Origin of the sequence: Streptomyces sp. NPDC046727, from assembly GCF_040645635.1 — a bacterium.
In the GTDB taxonomy this organism is placed as follows: Bacteria; Actinomycetota; Actinomycetes; order Streptomycetales; family Streptomycetaceae; genus Streptomyces.
The window spans coordinates 139,057-157,990 of sequence record NZ_JBEYYR010000014.1; the positions used below are offsets into that span (position 1 = coordinate 139,057).

14 protein-coding genes are annotated in these 18,934 nt (G+C 74.1%); 11 read left to right on the plus strand and 3 right to left on the minus strand.

The features are described from left to right. Window positions 1-18 precede the first annotated feature (18 nt). From ABZ937_RS19690 to ABZ937_RS19705, 4 genes are read left to right on the plus strand one after another with little or no spacing between them, the layout of a single operon-like run. Window positions 19-2,076: a beta-ketoacyl synthase N-terminal-like domain-containing protein gene (locus ABZ937_RS19690; protein WP_361693435.1), complete on the plus strand. Its 2,058-nt coding sequence runs from the start codon at window positions 19-21 to the stop codon at window positions 2,074-2,076. Then, a complete protein-coding gene (locus ABZ937_RS19695) occupies window positions 2,073-8,183 on the plus strand; it encodes a type I polyketide synthase (protein WP_361693437.1) in 6,111 nt (2,036 codons plus the stop codon). The genes ABZ937_RS19690 and ABZ937_RS19695 overlap by 4 nt, the downstream gene beginning before the upstream one ends. Then, window positions 8,183-9,148: an aromatase/cyclase gene (locus ABZ937_RS19700; protein WP_361693439.1), complete on the plus strand. Its 966-nt coding sequence runs from the start codon at window positions 8,183-8,185 to the stop codon at window positions 9,146-9,148. Before ABZ937_RS19695 ends, ABZ937_RS19700 begins: the two co-directional genes overlap by 1 nt. 10 nt (window positions 9,149-9,158) lie before the next feature. Beyond that, window positions 9,159-10,334 (plus strand): acyl-CoA dehydrogenase family protein, encoded by a 1,176-nt coding sequence (locus tag ABZ937_RS19705; protein ID WP_361693441.1) that lies wholly within the window; start codon window positions 9,159-9,161, stop codon window positions 10,332-10,334. Between the two features lie 55 nt (window positions 10,335-10,389). Here ABZ937_RS19705 and ABZ937_RS19710 read toward each other — a convergent pair whose 3' ends face one another. After that, window positions 10,390-11,811 (minus strand): alpha/beta fold hydrolase, encoded by a 1,422-nt coding sequence (locus ABZ937_RS19710; protein WP_361693443.1) that lies wholly within the window; start codon window positions 11,809-11,811, stop codon window positions 10,390-10,392. Between the two features lie 219 nt (window positions 11,812-12,030). On the opposite strand from ABZ937_RS19710, the gene ABZ937_RS19715 reads away from it, so the two are divergent. Beyond that, the gene (locus tag ABZ937_RS19715) at window positions 12,031-12,354 is read left to right on the plus strand and encodes a 2Fe-2S iron-sulfur cluster-binding protein (protein WP_361693445.1); all 324 of its coding nucleotides are present in this window, start codon (window positions 12,031-12,033) and stop codon (window positions 12,352-12,354) included. A gap of 27 nt (window positions 12,355-12,381) precedes the next feature. Here ABZ937_RS19715 and ABZ937_RS19720 read toward each other — a convergent pair whose 3' ends face one another. After that, window positions 12,382-13,215 (minus strand): NAD(P)H-binding protein, encoded by an 834-nt coding sequence (locus ABZ937_RS19720; RefSeq protein ID WP_361693447.1) that lies wholly within the window; start codon window positions 13,213-13,215, stop codon window positions 12,382-12,384. Between the two features lie 157 nt (window positions 13,216-13,372). Here ABZ937_RS19720 and ABZ937_RS19725 point away from each other — a divergent pair, with 157 nt between their 5' ends. The 6 genes from ABZ937_RS19725 (at window position 13,373) to ABZ937_RS19750 (ending at window position 18,198) form a co-directional block, all read left to right on the plus strand. Further along, window positions 13,373-14,320: a WYL domain-containing protein gene (locus ABZ937_RS19725; RefSeq protein ID WP_361693449.1), complete on the plus strand. Its 948-nt coding sequence runs from the start codon at window positions 13,373-13,375 to the stop codon at window positions 14,318-14,320. A 189-nt stretch (window positions 14,321-14,509) separates the two neighbouring features. After that, window positions 14,510-14,692, plus strand: a complete 183-nt coding sequence (locus tag ABZ937_RS19730; RefSeq protein ID WP_361693451.1) for a hypothetical protein — start codon at window positions 14,510-14,512, stop codon at window positions 14,690-14,692. 74 nt (window positions 14,693-14,766) lie between these two features. Next, on the plus strand, window positions 14,767-15,315 hold the full coding sequence (locus tag ABZ937_RS19735; protein ID WP_361693453.1) for a MauE/DoxX family redox-associated membrane protein: 549 nt from the start codon (window positions 14,767-14,769) through the stop codon (window positions 15,313-15,315). Window positions 15,316-15,329: 14 nt separating this feature from the next. Then, on the plus strand, window positions 15,330-15,872 hold the full coding sequence (locus ABZ937_RS19740; RefSeq protein WP_361693455.1) for a hypothetical protein: 543 nt from the start codon (window positions 15,330-15,332) through the stop codon (window positions 15,870-15,872). Next, window positions 15,869-17,731, plus strand: a complete 1,863-nt coding sequence (locus ABZ937_RS19745) for an ABC transporter ATP-binding protein (RefSeq protein ID WP_361693457.1) — start codon at window positions 15,869-15,871, stop codon at window positions 17,729-17,731. Before ABZ937_RS19740 ends, ABZ937_RS19745 begins: the two co-directional genes overlap by 4 nt. After that, entirely contained in the window at window positions 17,728-18,198 is a 471-nt protein-coding gene (locus ABZ937_RS19750) for a S26 family signal peptidase (RefSeq protein ID WP_361693459.1), read from the plus strand. The genes ABZ937_RS19745 and ABZ937_RS19750 overlap by 4 nt, the downstream gene beginning before the upstream one ends. Window positions 18,199-18,212: 14 nt before the next feature. On the opposite strand, the gene ABZ937_RS19755 is transcribed toward ABZ937_RS19750, so the two are convergent. Beyond that, window positions 18,213-18,686, minus strand: a complete 474-nt coding sequence (locus ABZ937_RS19755; protein ID WP_361693461.1) for a helix-turn-helix transcriptional regulator — start codon at window positions 18,684-18,686, stop codon at window positions 18,213-18,215. Window positions 18,687-18,934: the final 248 nt, after the last annotated feature.

Here is an 18,934-nt window from a genome sequence, read left to right on the forward strand (position 1 = left end):
ACAGCCGACAGGACCGACATGACTGAGGTGATCCACATGACCGGTGCGTCCGGGGAGCCCGTGGCCGTGGTGGGCATGGCCTGCCGCTTCCCCGGCGCCGACGATCTCGACGGCTTCTGGCGGATGCTGCGCCGGGGCGGCGATGCCATCGGCCCGGGTACGGGCCTGCGCGACGGCCGCCGTCCCGGCGGATACCTGCGCGACGTCGAGCTCTTCGACGCGGAGCTGTTCGGGATCTCGCCGCACGAGGCCGCCCTGATGGACCCGCAGCAGCGCCTGCTGCTCGAACTGTGCTGGCACGCCCTGGAGGACGCGCGCATCCCGCCCACGGCCGGCGGGGCGACGGGCGTCTTCGTCGGATCCTGCTCGGACGACTACGCGCTGATGAGCCGTATGTCCGCAGCGGTGGACGCCTACACCATGACCGGCACGGCACGGACCTTCCTCGCCAACCGCCTCTCCTACTTCTTCCGCTTCACCGGCCCCAGCACGGTCGTCGACACCGGCCAGTCCTCCTCGCTGACCGCTCTCGACCAGGCACTGGGCAGTCTGCGGCGCGGGGAGTGCACGACCGCGGTCGTCGCGGGCGTCCAGCTCAACCTGACCCCGACGGGCGACCGGCTGATCGAGGAGCTCGGGGCGATGTCGCCGACCGGCCGCTGCCACACCTTCGACGCCGGTGCCGACGGGATCGTACGAGGCGAGGGCGCCGGCGTCCTCGTGCTCAAGCCGCTGGAGGCAGCCGTCGCCGCCGGGGACCGGGTGTACTGCACCGTGCTGGCCACCGCCGTCAACAACGACGGCGGCGGCGCCAGCCTGACCACCCCCACCCAGGCCGCCCAGCAGAACATGCTGGCCGAGGCCTACCGCCGGGCCGGCGTGGATCCGGCCGGGGTCGCGTACGTGGAACTGCACGGCACCGGCACCAAGGCCGGCGACCCGGTGGAGGCCCGAGCCCTCGGCGGTGTCCTCGGCCGGGGCCGGCCCGCGGACCGGCCGCTGCTGGTCGGCTCGGTGAAGACCAACATCGGGCACCTGGAGGGCGCGGCCGGCATCGCCGGACTGATCAAGACCGCGGCGAGCCTCTTCCACCGCGAACTCCCGCCGACCCTCAACCACCGGCGGCCCAACCCCGACATCGACCTCGACGGGCTGCGGCTGCGCGTCAGCACCCGACGGCGGACCTGGCCGGCCGACGAGGGGCCGCTGGTCTGCGGCGTCTCGTCCTTCGGCCTCGGCGGCACGAACGCCCACGCCGTGCTCGGCGAGGCGCCCCGGCCGGAGGCCGCCGCACCGGCGTCCCGTACGCCGGTGTCCGACGAGCCGGTGCCCGTGCTGCTCTCCGGGCACACCGACGCGGCGCTTCGGGCCCAGGCGGCCCGGCTGGCCGACCAGGTGGAGCGCCACGACGAGGTGGACCTCCGCGACCTCGGCCTCGCCTCCGCGACGACCCGCGCGGCCCTGCCCGTACGCGCCGCTGTCATCGCCTCCGCGCCCGCGGAACTGGTCACCCGGCTCCGGGAGCTGGCCGACGGAACCTCCCCCGACGGGGTGACGCTCCTCACGGGCCGGCCGGGAACGGAGCCGACGGCGGGGCCGGCAGCCGGGAACGAGCCCGGCACGGCCGCCGCGACGGCGGGTGCCGCCTTCGTGCTGGGCAAGCCGGTGGACTGGCTCGCGGTCTACGGCCCGCGGGCCCGGCCGGCCGGTCTGCCGCTGTACGCCTTCCAGCGGCGCCCGTACTGGCTGGACACGGCGACGCCCACCGGCCCCGCCACCGAGGGCTCCGGCTCCGAGGGCTCCGGCTCCCCGCCCCCGTGGTCCGGAGACCCGCTGGACCTGGTCCTCGACCTCACCGCCGAGATCCTCGGCCGGGCACCCGGCGCCGACCTCGATCTCGACGCCACCTTCACCGACCTCGGTCTGGACTCCCGCATGGCCGTGGCGCTGCGTACCGCCGTCGGCAGGGCCATCGGCCGTGTCCTGCCGACGACCCTGCTGTTCGACCACCCCACTCCGGCGGCGCTCATCGAGGCGCTCCGGGCGGACGACACGAAAGGTCACGAGTTTCGATGACTCCCCAGACCGGACCACTGGACGGTGACCAGGAAGCCGTCGCCGTCGTGGCCATGGGCTGCCGCTACCCGGGCGGTGTGCGTACGCCCGCGGACCTGTGGCAGCTGGTCGCGGACGGCCGCGACGCGACGTCCTCCTTCCCGACCGACCGCGGCTGGCGTGCGGCGGACCTCGCCGACGGCCGCTCCAGCACCACCCGCGGCGGCTTCCTCGACGACGCCGACCGCTTCGACGCCAAGTTCTTCGGCATCTCGCCCCGTGAGGCGGAGGGAATGGACCCCCAGCAGCGGGTGCTGCTGGAGACAGCCTGGGAGACCTTCGAGCGGGCCGGCCTGAGCCGGGACGCCCTGACGGGCAGCAACACCGGCGTGTTCGTCGGGGCGATGGCCCAGGAGTACGGGCCGCGCCTGCACGAGGACAACCAGGGCGCCGGCGGCTACCGCATCACCGGCAGCTCGACCAGCGTCGCCTCAGGGCGCATCGCCTACTACTTCGGACTGCGCGGCCCGGCCCTCACGGTGGACACGGCGTGCTCGTCCTCGCTGGTCGCCGTACACCTGGCCGTGCGGGCGCTGCGCGCCGGCGAGTGCGACCTGGCGCTGGCCGGCGGGGTCGCGGTGATGTCGACGCCCGGCATGTTCGTCGACTTCACCCGGCAGGGCGGACTCTCCGCCGACGGGCGCTGCCGTCCCTTCTCCGACGACGCGGACGGCACCGCCTGGGCGGAGGGCGCCGGACTGCTGCTGCTGGAGCGCCTCTCGGACGCCCGCGCGCGCGGCCACCGGGTCCTCGCCGTGGTCCGGGGCACCGCCACCAACTCGGACGGCGGGAGCAACGGACTCACCGCGCCCAACCGGGCGGCCCAGGAGGACGTCATCCGGCAGGCCCTGAGCCAGGCCGGACTCGACCCGCACGACGTCGACGTGGTCGAGGCGCACGGCACCGGCACCGAACTCGGCGACCCCATCGAGGCGCGGGCACTGTCCGCCGTCTACGGCCAGGGCCGCGATGCCGACCGGCCGCTCTGGCTGGGCTCGCTGAAGTCGAACATCGGGCACGCCCAGGCCGCGGCGGGCGTCGGCGGTGTGATCAAGATGGTGGAGGCGTTGCGCGCCGGTGTCCTGCCCGCCACGCTGCACATCTCCCGGCCCACCCACCACATCGACTGGGACCGCAGCGGCCTCGCGCTGCTGACGCAGGCGCGCCCGTGGGAGCGGGGGAACGGACCACGGCGGGCCGGCGTCTCCTCGTTCGGGATCAGCGGGTCCAACGCCCACCTGGTGATCGAGGAGGCCGAGCCCGAGCCCGAGCGGGAACCCGCCGCCGGCGCGACGACACCGCTGGTGTGGGCCCTGTCCGCCCCGCACGCCGACTCGCTGCGCGCCCAGGCCGGGGCCCTCGCCGACCACGTCGGCCGAGCACCGCAGGACGCGCCCGAGGACGTGGCGCACACCCTGCGCGCCCGCAGCGGGTTCCGGCAGCGCGGCATCGTGATCGCCGACAGCCGCGAAGACCTGCTGACCGGACTGGAGTCGCTGGCCTCCGACGCCCCGCTGCCGAGGACGCCCGGGCGCTACCAGTCGCCGACCGTGCTGCGCACCGAGTCGTACCGCGACCTGGCCGGGCCGGTCTTCGTCTTCCCCGGGCAGGGATCGCAGTGGCGCGGCATGGGTCTCGCCCTCATGGAGGAGTCGGCGGTCTTCCGCGCCGCCATGGAGGCCTGCGCGGAGGAGCTGGTCCCGCTGTGCGGCTGGCGGCTGACCGACGCGCTGCGCGGCGAGGGGCTGGAACGGGTCGACGTCGTCCAGCCCGCGCTGTTCTCGATGATGGTGTCGCTGGCCGCGCTGTGGAAGTCGGTCGGTGTCCGGCCCGCCGCGGTCGTCGGCCACTCCCAGGGAGAGATCGCCGCGGCCCATGTGGCCGGTGCGCTCAGCCTCGCCGACGCCTGCCGGGTGGTGGCCCTGCGCAGCCAGGCCCTGGCGCAGCTCGCGCCCGCCGGCGGGATGGCGTCCGTCCTGCTGGGCGCCGAGGAGACCGAGCGGCTGCTCAACAGCGTGGACGGGGTGAGCGTCGCGGCGGTCAACTCCGCGACCTCGACCGTCGTCGCCGGGGACGTCGCGGGCCTCACCGATCTGCTGGCCCGCTGCGAACGCCAGGGCATCGACGCCCGGCGCATCGAGGTCGACTACGCGTCGCACACCGAGGCGATGGAGCGGCTCGAGGACCGCCTGCTCACCGACCTGGCCGGGATCTCCCCGCGCTCCTCGGACATCAAGCTCCATTCGACGCTGACCGGCACCGTCATCGACACCGCGGAGATGGACGCGCAGTACTGGTGCGACAACCTGACCAACACCGTGCGGTTCGAGCCGGTGCTGCGGGGGCTGGTGGAGCGACGGCACCGGACCTTCATCGAGGTCAGCCCGCACCCCGTGCTGACCTTCGGGGTCCAGGAGGTCCTGGACGCGGCCGGGGCGACCGGCACCGTGCTCGGCACCCTGCGCCGGGACAGCGGCGGTGCGGGCCAGTTCCTGGCGTCGGCCGTGACCCTGCCCGACTCCGTCGGGCCGGTGGACCTCGCCCCGCTGCAGCCCGCGGGCCGTCAGATCGACCTGCCGTCCTTCCAGTTCGACCGCACCCGGTTCTGGGTGACCGCACCGTCCGCCGGAACCGGTGACGGCGGCGCGTTCACCACGGCGCCGACCGAGCTGCCCTCCGGCCAGACCGTCGTCACCGCGTCCGTCGACCGCGAGCGGTACCCGTGGCTGGCCGACCATGTGGTCCGGGGGGCCGCGCTGGTGCCGGCGACCGTGTTCCTGTCCCTGCTCGGCGAGGTCGGCGAACGGATCGGCCGCCCCGTCGTGGCCGACCTCACCCTCAGCGTGCCGCTGCCGCTGCCCGAGCAGGGGGCGGCAGATCTGCGGATCGTCCTCGAACCCGAGGACACCGCCGGACGCAGGTCCCTGACCCTGCATTCGCGCCAGCCCGACGGCGGCTGGGTGCAGCACGCCACGGGCGCGCTGGCCGGCCGCGACCCCGCGCCGGCCGCCCCGCCCGCACGCTGGTCCACCGACGGCGCCTCCCCGGTCGACCTCACCGACGCCTACGAGCGGCTCGCCCGGCGCGGCTACCACTACGGCCCGGCCTTCGCCGGACTGCGCGGACTGTGGACGCGCGGTACGGAGATCCTCGCCGAGGTGGCCCTGCCCGACGCGGACCAGGGCGACTTCGCCACCGCGCACCCGGCCCTGCTCGACGCGGCCCTGCACCCGGCCGTGCTCCAGGCCGGCGCGGGCCTGCTGGTGCCGTTCGCCTGGCGTGACACCGTCCTGCTTCCCACCGACACCCGGACCCTGCGCGTGCACGCGTCGCCCGACGGAGACGATCTGTCCCTGACCCTCTTCGACGGCCAGGACCGGTTCGTCGGCGCGGTGCGGTCGCTGGCGCTGCGGCCGTTGCCCGCCGAAGACCGGGGCGTCAGCCTCGAACCGGCGTGGGAGCGGCTGCGCGGCGCGGACACGCCCGGCCCCGACGAGTGGGTGACGGTGGGCGCGGGCGACCTGTGGGACCGGCCGGACTTCCCCGACCTGGAGTCGGTGACGCTCCCGGCACCGGGAATCGTGGTGGCCCCGCTCGGCTCCGCCCCGGGCGCGGACGGCTCCCCGGCCCATGCCGAGCGGCTGGCCCTCGCCGCCGCCGACCTGGTGCAGAGCTGGCGCGCCGACTCCCGGTTCACCGCCTCGCGGCTCGCCGTGGTCACCCGTGGCGCGCTCGCCGTCTCCGACCGCGAACCCGTCCGCGACCTGGCCGCCTCGGCGGTCACCGGACTGGTGCGCTCGGCGCAGGCCGAGCACCCCGACACCTTCGTGCTGATCGACGTCGACGAGGACCCGGCGTCCCTGCGGGCCCTGCCGCAGGCGCTCGCCAGCGGTGAGCCCGAGGTGGCCCTGAGGGCGGGGCGGCTGTACCGGCCGCGGCTGCGGACCGCCCGCGAGAGCGGGCTGCGGCCCCCGGCCGGAAGCCGGGCCTGGCGGCTCGACGTCACCACCAAGGGCACCCTCGACGACCTCGCGCTCATCGAACACCCCGAGGCCGAGGCCGAGCTGGGCCCCCGTCAGGTGCGGATCGAGGTACGCGCGGCCGGGCTCAACTTCCGTGACATCACCGTCGGTCTCGGCCTCGTCGCCACCGAGAAGACCATGGGCAGCGAAGGCGCGGGCGTGATCACGGAGGTCGGCGCCGAGGTGACCCGCTTCGCGGCCGGCGACCGGGTGTTCGGGATGTTCGAGCGATCGCTGGGCCCGGTGGCCGTTGCCGACGAACGCATGGTCAAGCCGCTCCCGGACGGCTGGAGCTTCGGCCAGGCGGCCGGCGTGCCCATCGTGTTCATCACCGCCTACCAGTGCCTCGTCGACGTGGCCGGCACCCGGCCGGGCGACAAGGTGCTGATCCACACCGCGACCGGCGGCGTCGGTCTCGCGGCGCTCCAGCTCGCCCGGCACCTGGGCGCCGACGTGTTCGCCACCGCCCGCCCCGACAAGCAGGCGACGCTGCGCGCCTGGGGCGTGGCCGACGACCACATCGCCTCCTCCCGCACGCTCGACTTCGCCGACGAGTTCCGGGCCGTCACCGGCGGCCGGGGCGTGGACGTCGTACTGAACTCGCTGTCGGGCAAGGCCCTCGACCTCTCCCTCGGCCTGCTGGCGCCGGGCGGCCGGTTCGCCGAGATGGGCAAGACCGATCTGCGTGACGTGGCCGCGACCGAGGCCGAGCACCCCGGGATCACCTACCGGGCGTACAACATCCTGGGCGTCGAGCCGGACCGGATCAGCGAGGTCCTGGAGGAACTCGTCGCCCTGTTCGAGACGGGCGCCCTGGTCCACCTGCCGGTGCGCACCTGGGACGTCCGGGACGGCCGCGTGCCGCTGCGCATGCTCAGCCGGGCCCGCCACCAGGGCAAGCTCGTGCTGACCATGCCGCGCTCCTACGATCCGCTGCGCCCGACGCTGATCACCGGCGGGACCGGCGGTCTCGGCGCCGAGCTGGCCCGGCACCTGGTCACCGAGCGCGGCGCCCGGCATCTGGTGCTGGTGAGCCGGAGCGGGCCGGGCGCCGAGGGCGCGGCCGAGCTGAGCGGGGAACTGACCGCGTACGGCGCCCAGGTGTCCGTGGTGGCCTGCGACGTCACCGACGCCGACGCCGTCGCGAAGGTCGTCGCCGAGTACGAGCCCGGCAGCGTCTTCCACACCGCCGGGGTGCTGCGCGACGGGCTGGTCACCGGGCTCACGCCGGTCCAGCTCCGGGCGGTGCTGCGGCCCAAGGTCGCCGGAGCCTGGCATCTGCACCGGCTCACCGAGCACCTGGACCTGTCGGCGTTCGTGCTGTTCTCCTCGGTGGCCGGGGTGCTCGGCAACCCGGGCCAGGCGAACTACGCCGCGGCCAACACCTACCTGGACGCCCTCGCGCAGTACCGCCGGGCGCGGGGTCTGGAGGCGACGTCGCTGGCATGGGGCCTGTGGCGGCTGCCCACCGGGATGACCGGCCATCTGACCGAGGCCGACACCGCCGCGCTGGCCCGGATCGGGATCGCCCCGCTGGACAGCCGGGACGGGATGCGGCTCCTCTTCGAGAACCTGGCCTCGCCCGCGCCGGTCCGGGTGCCGCTGCGGCTCGCCGCGGACGAGCTGCTGCCCGGGAGCCGTGCGGCCCGTCTGCTCGGGGACCTCCCGGACCTCCCGGACCTTCCCCGGACGGACACACCCCGCACGCCCTCCGCACCGGCGCCCGCGCCGGCTGTCACACCGGCACCGGCACCGGCACCCGCGCCCGCTGCCGCCCCCGCGCCCGCCGCGGCGGAGTCCTCGGGGGGCGACGACCTCATGCGGCTCGTCCGTACCCACACCGCCGAGGTGCTGGGCTACCTCGAACCGTCCGCGGTCGGCCCCGAGGACTCCTTCAAGGAACTCGGCTTCGACTCGCTGCTCAGCGTCGACCTGCGCAACCGGCTCACCGCCGCGACCGGGCTGCGGCTCCCCGCCGGCGTCGTACTGGACCACCCGACGCCGCAGGCACTTGTCAAGTTCATCTCAGGACTGGAGGGCGCGTGATGGCACGCGACGCCGTAACCGGCACCATCGACGGCACGACCGAAGTGACCCACCGCATCGAGGTAGCGGCCCCGGCGACGGCGGTCTACCGGATCGTCGCCGAAGTGGGCCTGTGGCCGCTGTACTTCCCGCCCACCGTGCGGGCCGAGCGGACCGGCGGCGACGAGACCGACGAGCGGATCCGGATCTGGGCGCTGGCCAACGGCGAGCTGCGCACCTGGGAGTCGCGGCGCCGGCTGGACCCCGTCGCGTTCCGGATCGAGTTCGAACAGATCCAGCCGCGCGAGCCGGTCGCGGCCATGGGCGGCACCTGGCGGATCACCGAGCGGGGCGACGGCGGCTGCACGGTGGAGCTCGACCACTTCTACCGGGCGGTCGACGGCGACCCGGTGGCCCATGAGCGCATCACCCGGGCCGTCGACACCAACAGCCGCTCGGAACTGGAGCACCTCAAGCGGGCGGCCGAGCGAGGGGACACGGAGCGGGAGCTGCTGTTCGACTTCGCCGACACCGAGACCGTCACCGGCTCGATCGAGGAGGCGTACGCCTTCATCTACGAGGCGTCCCGGTGGCCCGAGCGCCTTCCGCACGTGGCACGGATCGAACTCCGCGAGGAGGAGACCGGGCTGCAGTTCATGGAGATGGACACCCGCTCCCCGGACGGCTCGCTGCACACCACGGCGTCCGGCCGGGTCTGCGAGCCGCTGCGGCGGATCACCTACAAGCAGACCACCCTGCCGCCGGTGCTCCACGCGCACAACGGGGAGTGGCGGTTCGAGGAGGGCCCGGAAGGCACCGTGAAGATCACCTCGCACCACCAGGTCCTCCTCGATCCGGACGGCATCAAGGCCCTGCCCAACCCGCCCGCGACGCTGGCGGACGCCCGGCAGGCGGTGCGGCACGCGCTGGGCTCGAACAGCCGGGCCACCATGGCCAAGGCCCGCGAGTTCGTCCAGGACCGGTGAGGGGGACACCATGACGACCGACACGGCCGATGCGACGGAGATGCTGGACCGGGTCCGGGCGTTCGTCCGCACGGAGCTGCTGCCCAAGGCCGAGTACTTCGACGGCCTGCCCGAACAGCCCACCGCCGAGTCGGCCCGGATGCACGAGGCCGGGCTGGCCAACTGGTGGATCCCCGCCGCGTACGGCGGCGCCGGGGTGTCCCTTCAGGACAGCGTGGACATCGTGTCCGAACTGGCCTACGGCGACGCCGGCTTCGCGTTCGGCTCCTTCCTGCCGGTTCTGGGCACGGTGATGCTCCAGCTCCACGGCGACGAGGCGGTGGCACGACCCGTACTGGAGCGCCTCGTCCGCAGCGGCGGCCGGCTCGGCATCCTCGGGAGCGAGGAGGACGCGGGCAGCGAACTCAACCGCACCTCCACCACCTACAGCCGCGACGGCGACGACCTGGTGCTCGACGGGGAGAAGTACTTCTCCACCAACTCCGAACCCGCCGACACCCTGCTCGTGCTCGCCCGGTCCGCCGAAGACGACGGCGACTACGCCGTCATCACGGTGCCCCGTGCCACTCCCGGGGTGGAGATCGTCAAGCGCTGGGACATGCTCGGCGTCCGGGGCTCGGGCACCTACCGGGTCCGGCTGCGCGACTGCCGGGTGCCCGCCGCCGGCCGGCTGCGCGGCAACGGCCTGCGCCTGCTGGAGATCGGCCTGAACGCCAGCCGCATCCTCATCGCCGCCACCGCGATCGGGGTCGCCCGCCGGATCCGGGACCTGTCCATGGAGTACGCGGCCCAGAAGCGGATCAAGGGCGCTCCGCTGCGGGAGAACGCCGTGTTCGCCGCCAAGCTCGGCCAGATCGAGATGACCATCGACGTCATGCGCCATCAGTGCCGGGCGGCGGCGGCCGAGTTCGACCGCTTCCTGGCGGCGGACAACCCGGCCGCGGCGCTGTACCGGGTCGGCACCCTGCGCTCGGCCCTCGCCGCCAAGCTGTTCTGCGGCCAGGCCGGCTGGCAGGTGGCGACGACCGGCTCGGAGATGTTCGGCGGGCTCGGCTACACCCACGACCATCCGATCGGGAAGCTGGTGCGCGACCTGCGCTACGTCGCGATCGTGGAGGGCGGCGACGACGTGATGCGCGAGCTGATCTACGCCAGGTACGTCGTTCCCGCGGGCAAGCGCCGCTGACGGGCGCGCGTGACACCGAAGGGGAGGGGCCGGTCGGCGGCCCCTCCCCTTCGGATCAGGCGTCCTCGGGAACGGGCGGCGCCTGACGCGCACCGGGCACACTCACCCGGGACGGCGGCAGCACCCCGTCCACCAGATACCGCTCGACGTACGCCTCCAGGGGCGGATTGCTCCCGCTGAGCACGTAGACCTCGTGGTCGCCGGAGTCCTCCACGGTGATCAGACGGTGGCCGAGGAGTTCCGCCAGGGCCTCACCGCCCTCGCGGTGGTCCATCGGATCGCCGTCGGCCTGGACGACCAGGCCCGTCGGATAGCCGTCCCGGGCGAGCACGGTCGGCGGCTCGGGCGACTGGAAGGTGCGGAACGCCCCGACCCACGGAGCCGCCCGCAGCACCCCGTGCCCGTAGGGGTAGCGCTCCCGGCACGTACGCATGTCCGCGTAGTAGGTCTCCAGGTCGGTCGGCCACTCCGTCTCCAGCGTCACCGCCTCGAGCACACTCTGCCGCCACTGCTCGCTGGCCCGTGCTCCCCAGCCGCCCGTGGCGTGTTCGGCCAGCAGCGCGGCCGTCCGCTCGTCGGCGCCCTCGGCGGTCGCGGCCCGCAGCGCCCCGACCAGCAGACCCAGCCGCTCCCACGCCGAACGGTCGGTGGCCAGGCCGCCCACGATGCCGTCGAAGGACGTACGCACGGCCGCCCCGAGCCGGCCCTCCAGCGCCGCGGCGACACCCTCCACGGCGGCCACGGTCAGCGCGGCCGTCGTTCCCAGGGCGAAGTGGTTGTCGCGCCGCGCGGTCCACTCGGCCCACCGGTCCACGTTCTCGCGGACCGCCCGCGCCTGGGCCAGGAACTGCTGACGCCAGGTCCAGCCGGGATGCACGCAGGAGTCGAGCACACTGCGGTCCAGGTGCTCGGGGAACATCGTCCCGTAGACGGCGCCCACGTAACTGCCGTACGCGTAGCCGAGGAAGTTCAGCTTCTCCTCGCCCAGCGCGACCCGGATGCTGTCCAGGTCGCGGGCCGTGTTGCGGGTGTTGATGTGCGGGCGTACCTCGCCGCCGGCCCGACGGCAGCCCAGCTCGCGCTCCCGCATGTCGGCGGCCATCGCCTCGAACACCGAGTCCGGCGGCCGGGAGTCGAAGGGCACGGTGGTGGGGGTGACCTCGATGCGCAGCGGCGTCGAGGCGCCGGTGCCGCGCGGGTCGAAGCCGATCAGGTCGTACACCTCCGCCAGGGGGGTGTCGGCCAGCCGGGAGGGCATGCCGGTGCCGAGGCCGCCGTCGCCGCCGGGCCCCCCGGTCACCCCGATCAGGACGCCCCGCCGGCGCGCGGGATTCCTGGCACGCAGCCGGCTGACGGCGAGGGAGATCCGCTCGCCGTCCGGATCGCTGTGGTCGAGCGGGACCTCCAGCGTCGCGTACTCCAGGCGTTCGTCTGGTCCTGCGGCCGTCCATGTCAGCCGCTCGCCGGTCTTCGGCATGGGTCCTCCTGTGGGCCATGAGTGCCGTACGTACCGGCCAGGCTCCAGCGAGCCTCTCGAAACGACCTGGAGCGTGGGGCGTGCCGCGTTCGATCGAGCCCCCAGTGGCTCCCCAGGACACCGCGGCATGGTGAGGCGGCGACAGCACCGCAGGCACCCGTGGAACGTACGCCGACGCAGGTCCGTGCAACGTACGCGAACGCAGAAAGGACACGACGCATGGCCAGGATCACCTACCGGAGCCCGGACGGAACCGCGACGACCCTCGACGTCCCCGAGGGGAACTCCGTGATGCGGGGAGCGGTCGTCAACCACGTCGAAGGCATCGTCGGCGAGTGCGGCGGCGGCGCCATGTGCGCCACCTGCCACGTCTACGTCGACCGCAGCACCCCGGTCACGCTGCCGGCCGTGTCCGACATCGAGGACGAGCTGCTGCACACGACGGCCTGCCCGCGCCGGGAGAACAGCCGGCTCAGCTGCCAGCTGCCGGTCACCGACGCGATCGACGGGCTGGTGGTGGACGTCCCGGAGCGGCAGGTGTGACGCGGGCCGCTCCGGGACCCGGTCGCGTCAGAACGCGGCGGCGTGGTCGGACACCCAGTCGCGGTAGCTGCGGGCGGTCCGCCCGGTGATCTTCTCGACGTCGGCCGTGACCAGGGCGGGCCGGCCGACCGAGTCGGCCCAGACCTTGAGGATGCCGTCGAGGATCGGCCCGGGCACGTGCGCGCTCATCGCCTGGCGCACCGCCTCGACGGGCAGCTCCTCGTAGGTGATGGGGCGCCCGAGCACATCGCCGATGATGTCGGCCTGGTCGGCGTGGCTCAGCGACTGAGGGCCGGTCAGCCAGTAGATCTCCCCGGCGTGACCGTCCTCGGTGAGCGCGGCCACGGCCACGGCGGCGATGTCGGCCTCGTGGATCGGCGCGGCGGTGGCATCGGCGTAGGCACCGCGGACGACGTCACCGCTCTTGGTCTGCCCCGCCCACATCAGCGTGTTGGCGGCGAACACGTCGGGCCGCAGGAAGGTCCATTCCAGGCTGGAGCCCCGCAGCGCCTGCTCGATCTCGGCGTGGTAGGCGGCGATCGGCCCGTCCTGCTCTTCGGCCTCGTCGTCCACCGAGCCGGAGGACAGCAGCACGACCCGGCGTACGCCGGCGGCCTCGGCGGCGGCGACGAAGGCCGGTCCGCTGCCGGGGACGGCGAACAGGAACACCGCCTCGACCCCCGCCAGGGCGGTGGCCAGCGACGCCGGGTCGGTCAGATCGGCCGCGACGGTCTGTACTCCGGCCGGCCACGTCGCCCGCTCCGGCTCGCGGGACATGGCCCGCACCTCGCGGCCCTGTGCGAGCAGCATCTCCAGTGCGTGACGGCCGACGTTCCCGGTGGCTCCGGTGACGAGGATCATGGTGTTCTCCCTTGCTGTGCCCGTGGTTCTGCTTGCATGTGGTTCTGCGTGCCTGTGGTTCGGCCGGCCTTCGGGGGCCGGCAGGAACGACACTAGGGAGCCCCGAGGACAGGTTCTGTCCTCGACCGGGCGTGATCGATGAGGAGTTTCCAGCCAGATGCTCGAGACCTCGGCCCGACTGCTGCGGCTGCTCTCCCTACTGCAGTCCCGTCCCGACTGGTCCGGCCGGGAACTGGCCGAGCAGCTGGGCGTGACGACGCGCACCGTCCGCCGGGACGCGGACCGGCTGCGCGAGCTGGGTTACCCGGTGCAGTCCCTGGCCGGCCCCGGCGGCGGCTACCAGCTCGGCGTCGGCGCGGCCCTGCCGCCGCTGCTGCTGGACGACGACGAGGCCGTCGCCGTGAGCGTCGGACTGCGGGCCGCCGCGTCCGGCTCGGTGGCGGGCATCGAGGAGACCTCGCTCCGGGCCCTGGCGAAGCTCGAACAGGTCCTGCCCTCGCGGCTGAAGCACCGGGTGGCGGCGATGCAGTCGGCGATCCTGCCGCTGACGGCGTCCGGGCCGGCCGTGGACGCGAACCTGCTGGCCACGCTGGCCGCCGCGTGCCGGGGACACGAGGGCGTGCGCTTCGGTTACCAGGGCAGGACACGCCGCGTCGAGCCGTACCGTCTGGTCCACACCGGCCGCCGCTGGTATCTGCTGGCCTTCGACCTGACGCGCGACGACTGGCGCACCTTCCGTCTCGACCGCATCGACACCGTCCCGGAGTCCGGTCCCCGGTTCACCCCCCGCCGCGGCCCCGCCGAGGACCTGACCGCCTACCTCACCGACAAACTGTCCTCGGCCCCTTACCGCTACCGGGCGACCATCCTCTTCCACTGCCCCTGGGAAGCCCTCGTCGAGCGCACCTCCCCGACCTCCGGCCGTCTGGAGCGGTACGACGACCACTCGTGCCTGTTCCACACCGGAGCCGCCACCCTGGACGAGATCGCGTTGCACATCGCGCTCAAGGGCGTCGACTTCCAGGTCCTCGACCCGCCGGAACTCAACGACCATCTCCGCGCGCTGGCCGCCCGCCTCACCCGGGCCGCCGATCAGGCCCCGTGAGGGCCCGGAACGAACGTGCGGACACGTCCCGGACAGACGCTCCCACCAGCCCCCGGCGTTCGGAACGCGTTCGGAACGTGTCGGAGCGCCGTCCCGGCGTTGAACCGGTGCCCACCCCCTCCCAGACTCGTCACCGTTCATCCCGCCCGCTCACCGGGCCGGGACCGGCTGTCGAAACGAGGAGTGGTCATGCTCAACAGGCTCGGAAATCTCGGCACCTCCCTGCTGGAACGGTTCCTCCCCTCCGCTGACGCGGACGCGCAGAGGTGCAGGGTGCGGTGCAACGCGGAGGGCTACTGGCAGGACTGGTGCTGCGACAACAGTGGCAGGAACTGCCACTGGGTCGGCGAGCCGTCGGTCAACCCCTGCTGACGGGGGAGCACCGGTGACCGGGGAGGGCGTACCGCTCGGTGTGCCCTCCCCCCTGTGCCCCGAGAGAGGCAGCGATGAACTACTTCGCATACGGCGTGCGCGGGCTGCTGACCGCCGTGTTCCTCAGCGCCGTGTTCGGCAAGGTGGGCAGGGCCGGGGCGTTCTCCGCCTTCGCCGACTCGCTGCGGCCCCTCGCCGCGGTGTCCGGGCCGGCCGTGCGGGCGGTGGCCCTCGCGGTGGTCGCGGTGGAGGGCGCCGTCTGCCTCGCGCTGACCCTGCCGTACGCCCCGGCGGCACTGGCGGGTCTGCTGGCGGCCACCGCGCTCCTCGCGGTGTTCACCGTGGTCGTCGCCCGGTCGGTGGGCAGGGGAACCACCGTGCGGTGCCGGTGTTTCGGCCGCTCGGCCGCGCCGCTGGGCCGGGCGCACGTCGTACGCAACGGGCTGCTGGCGGCCGTCGCCGGCGCGGGCGCGGCTGCCGTGGTGACCGGCCCGGCCGGTGGATCGGACCTGGGGACGGTCGCGGTGGCGTGGTGCGCGGGCGCGGTCGCCGGCGGCCTGGTCACCGTCGCGGAGGACCTGGTGAGTCTGTTCCGGCCCGTCGCCCCTTCCATGACTGAGTGACCGAGAGGTGCTGGATGGCTGCTCTGACCTCGGCAGTGGTGCTCGTCGGCATCCTGTGCGTGCTGGACCTGCTGCTCACCATCGGAGTGATCAAGAAGCTGCGGGAGTACGGCCCGGCCGGGCCTGCGGGGGCGCCGGGCCGGGGGATGACGCCGCTGCGCCCCGGAGAGGAACTGCCCGCCTTCACCGCCGTGGCGGTGGACGGCGCACCGGTCAGCCGGTCCTCGCTGCCGGACGAGGCACTGATCGCCTTCCTCTCCCCGAGCTGCGAGCCGTGCCGGGCGGAGCTGCCCGAACTCGTCGCGTACGCGGGCGCCGAGCCCGGCGGCCTGGACCGGACGCTCGCCGTCGTCGTCGGCGAACCGGGGGAGTGCGAGGGCTTCGTCCGGGAGCTGAGCCCGGTGGCCCGGGTCGTCGTGGAGCCGAAGGGCGGACCGGTGTGCGCGGCCCTGCGCGTGGACGCGTTCCCCGCGACCCTGCGCGTCCGCTCGGACGGGGACCGTACCGTCGTCACCGGTCATGTGGTGGACCTGGCGCGGGAGGCGTCCCCGCGATGAATCCGTCCGCGCCCGCCCGCCGGAGCGGGCTGCTGCTGGCCGCCGGCCTGGCGGCCGGGGCCGCTCCGGTCGCGTGCGTGCTGTACGGCGTGCTCAGTCTGGCCGCCGGTCTGCTGACGGTCGCCGCGGCCTGGCTGACCAGGTCGGTGCTGGACAACCTGGGATCGCACGCGGGGATGAGCGCGCTGCTCGCCCCGGCGCTCGGCCTCACGGTCGTCGGCGCCGTCGCCGCCCTGCTGCCGCACGTGTGCCGCTACCTGTCCACGGAGGTGGACCGGCGTACCGCACTCCGCGCTGACGCCCGGCTCTTCACGAAGGCGGCGGGCTTCCCCGGCCTGAGCCGCTTCGAGGACCCGGACTTCCTGGACCGGCTGCAGCTGGCCCGGCAGGGCGGCGGCCGCGTCCCCGCGCAGGTGATGAACGCGGCACTCGGCCTGGTACGGTCCGCGATCACGGTCACCGGCTTCCTGGGTTCCCTGCTGGTGCTGAACCCGGTCCTGACCGTCCTGGTGGCCGCCGCCGGGGTGCCGACGCTCTGCGCGGAGATCGCCCTGTCCCGCCGGCGGGCGGGTGTGGCCTGGCGGGTCGGGGCGACGGAGCGGCGGGAGTGGTTCTACGGCGGTCTCCTGGCGGACGCCGAGGCGGCCAAGGAGGTGCGCCTCTTCGCCATCGGCGGCTTCCTGCGGGACCGGATGCTCGCCGAGCGGCGGACGGCCAACGCCGCCCGCCGAGCCGTGGACCGGCGCGAGGTCGCCGTGCAGTCGGGCCTCGGGCTGCTCGCCTCGCTGATGACGGGCGGGAGTCTGCTGTGGGCGGTGCGCGGGACGTACCGGGGCGAGTTGTCGGCGGGTGACGTCACGCTCCTCGTCGCCGCCATCGCCGGGACCCAGTCCGGGTTCGCCGCGCTGGCGCACGAGGCGGCCCGGGCCGGCGAGTCGCTGCTGATCTTCAGCCACTACCGGTACGTGATCGAGGCCCCGCCGGACCTGGTGCTCGCGCCGGACCCCCGGCCGCTGCCCGCCCTGCGCCGGGGCATCGAGCTGCGCGACGTGTGGTTCCGGTACTCGGAGCGGCACCCGTGGGTCCTCAGGGGCGTCGACCTGACCATTCCCCACGGCAGTTCGCTGGCCCTGGTGGGCCTCAACGGGGCGGGCAAGACGACGCTGGTCAAACTGCTCTGCCGCTTCTACGACCCGACCCGGGGCGCCATCCTGTGGGACGGCGTCGACCTGCGCGAGGTCGATCCGGCGGAGCTGCGCGACCGGATCACCGCGGTCTTCCAGGACTTCGTGCAGTACGACCTGACGGCGGCCGAGAACATCGCGCTGGGCGACCTGGGCGCGCTCGCCGACGAGGAGCAGATCGTGTCGGCCGCGCGGCGGGCCGGGGCGCACGACACCCTCAGGGAGCTGCCGAAGGGCTATCAGACGCCGCTCACCAGGACGTTCTTCATGGGGGAAGACAGGGACGACCCCGAGTCGGGCGTGCTGCTGTCCGGCGGCCAGAGCCAGCGTCTGGCTCTGGCGCGGGCCTTCCTGCGGGGCACACGGGACCTGATGATCCTCGACGAACCCTCGGCGCGCCTTGACGCCGAGGCCGAGTACGAGATCCACACCTCGATCGCCCGGCACCGCCGGGGCCGGACCAGCGTCCTGATCTCCCACCGGATGGGCTCTCTCCGCAACGCCGACGTCATCGTCGTCCTCTCCGGCGGCCGCGTGGTCGAACGCGGGGACCACGCGCGGCTGCTCGCGGCCGGTGGTGAGTACGCGCGGCTCTTCGCACTCCAGGCCACGGGCTACCTGCCCGACGCCGACGGGCCGTCCGAGGGGGCAGCGCTGACCGAGGTGTCACCGTGACCGGCGGGCGGCACGTCCGGGTGACGGCGGTGGCGCTGGCCGTCCTCGCGGCCTGCGGGGCGGGCGCCGCCCGCCGCCTGCTCGTCGTCACCGTGCGCGGGCCGAGCATGACCCCCACGCACCACCACGGGGACCGGCTGCTGGTGCGCCGTACCCGCACGGTGCGCCGGGGGCAGGTCGTGGTGGCGCTGCGCCCCCGGTCACCGGCGGTCTGGCGGCAGGACCGGCACAGTCCGCTGATCGTGAAGAGGGTGGCGGCGGTGCCGGGGGAACCGGTGCCGCCCGGGTCGGTCCCCCCGCTCGCGGAGGGCCGAGAGGAGCGGGTGCCGCCGGGCCGCGTGGTGCTCCTCGGCGACAACGCCGCCGCCAGCGTGGACTCACGCCAGCTGGGCTTCTTCCCGCTCGGCGACGTGCTCGGGGTGGTGACTCGGTCCCTGCCCCGGCCCGAGGGCACGCCCCGGCGGTGACACCAGGAGCCCATTCAATGCGTGCCCTGGCCGTGGAGTCGCCGTGTGTCCCTGCTGCCGAGCCGTCTGCCGCACCACCAGGAGGTCAGACAGGCGACGGCGAACACCGCCGTGACGGCGGCGCCGGCCCTCTCGCGACGTCCGTCGGCGCCCTCACCGTCGTCAGGAGCCGGCCCGGGCGCCCCACCCGGGCCGGCCGGTGTCCAGGCCGCCCGGGCGATCCTGCTGCGCGCCCGTAACCAGGCGTCCGTCTCGTCCTTGCCTCCACAGACCCGCACGAACGCCCGGACCACGTCCTCCCGGGGCAAGGTGGCGCGGCCCAGCACGGCCGCGAGCGTACTGGGCGGCAACGTGTCGCCGTTCTGGTGCGCGCGAGCCGCGATCTCCCGGTAGGTCAGTCCGGACCACGCTTTGAGCGCGCGCATGCGGTCCACGAACGACCGGGGGTCGGAGACGTCGTCGGGGCGGGGCGGACAGTAATGCCTCATCTCCTGGCCTCTCTTGAGGATGCGGCGGGATGTCGCCGCGATGGTGCTGCCCGATGGTGACCAGCTGCCCGGCCGGCCGCAAGGCGCCTACGGCTCCGTGGGTGTCCCGGACACCGAGCACCCCTGCCACCTGCGCGTTCCGGACTGTCCCGGACGGCCTGACGGCTGTCCGGCTCACCCGGGGCACGGCCCTCGCCGGCGGTCGCGTGACGGGTGTCGTACCCGCTTGCACCTCTGATTCCAGGGCC

Coding starts and splice junctions, on each gene's coding strand:
- ABZ937_RS19690 (WP_361693435.1), top strand. CDS start 19: ATGACTGAGGTGATCCACATGACCGGTGCGTCCGGGGAGCCCGTGGCC.
- ABZ937_RS19695 (WP_361693437.1), top strand. CDS start 2,073: ATGACTCCCCAGACCGGACCACTGGACGGTGACCAGGAAGCCGTCGCC.
- ABZ937_RS19700 (WP_361693439.1), top strand. CDS start 8,183: ATGGCACGCGACGCCGTAACCGGCACCATCGACGGCACGACCGAAGTG.
- ABZ937_RS19705 (WP_361693441.1), top strand. CDS start 9,159: ATGACGACCGACACGGCCGATGCGACGGAGATGCTGGACCGGGTCCGG.
- ABZ937_RS19710 (WP_361693443.1), bottom strand. CDS start 11,811: ATGCCGAAGACCGGCGAGCGGCTGACATGGACGGCCGCAGGACCAGAC.
- ABZ937_RS19715 (WP_361693445.1), top strand. CDS start 12,031: ATGGCCAGGATCACCTACCGGAGCCCGGACGGAACCGCGACGACCCTC.
- ABZ937_RS19720 (WP_361693447.1), bottom strand. CDS start 13,215: ATGATCCTCGTCACCGGAGCCACCGGGAACGTCGGCCGTCACGCACTG.
- ABZ937_RS19725 (WP_361693449.1), top strand. CDS start 13,373: ATGCTCGAGACCTCGGCCCGACTGCTGCGGCTGCTCTCCCTACTGCAG.
- ABZ937_RS19730 (WP_361693451.1), top strand. CDS start 14,510: ATGCTCAACAGGCTCGGAAATCTCGGCACCTCCCTGCTGGAACGGTTC.
- ABZ937_RS19735 (WP_361693453.1), top strand. CDS start 14,767: ATGAACTACTTCGCATACGGCGTGCGCGGGCTGCTGACCGCCGTGTTC.
- ABZ937_RS19740 (WP_361693455.1), top strand. CDS start 15,330: ATGGCTGCTCTGACCTCGGCAGTGGTGCTCGTCGGCATCCTGTGCGTG.
- ABZ937_RS19745 (WP_361693457.1), top strand. CDS start 15,869: ATGAATCCGTCCGCGCCCGCCCGCCGGAGCGGGCTGCTGCTGGCCGCC.
- ABZ937_RS19755 (WP_361693461.1), bottom strand. CDS start 18,686: ATGAGGCATTACTGTCCGCCCCGCCCCGACGACGTCTCCGACCCCCGG.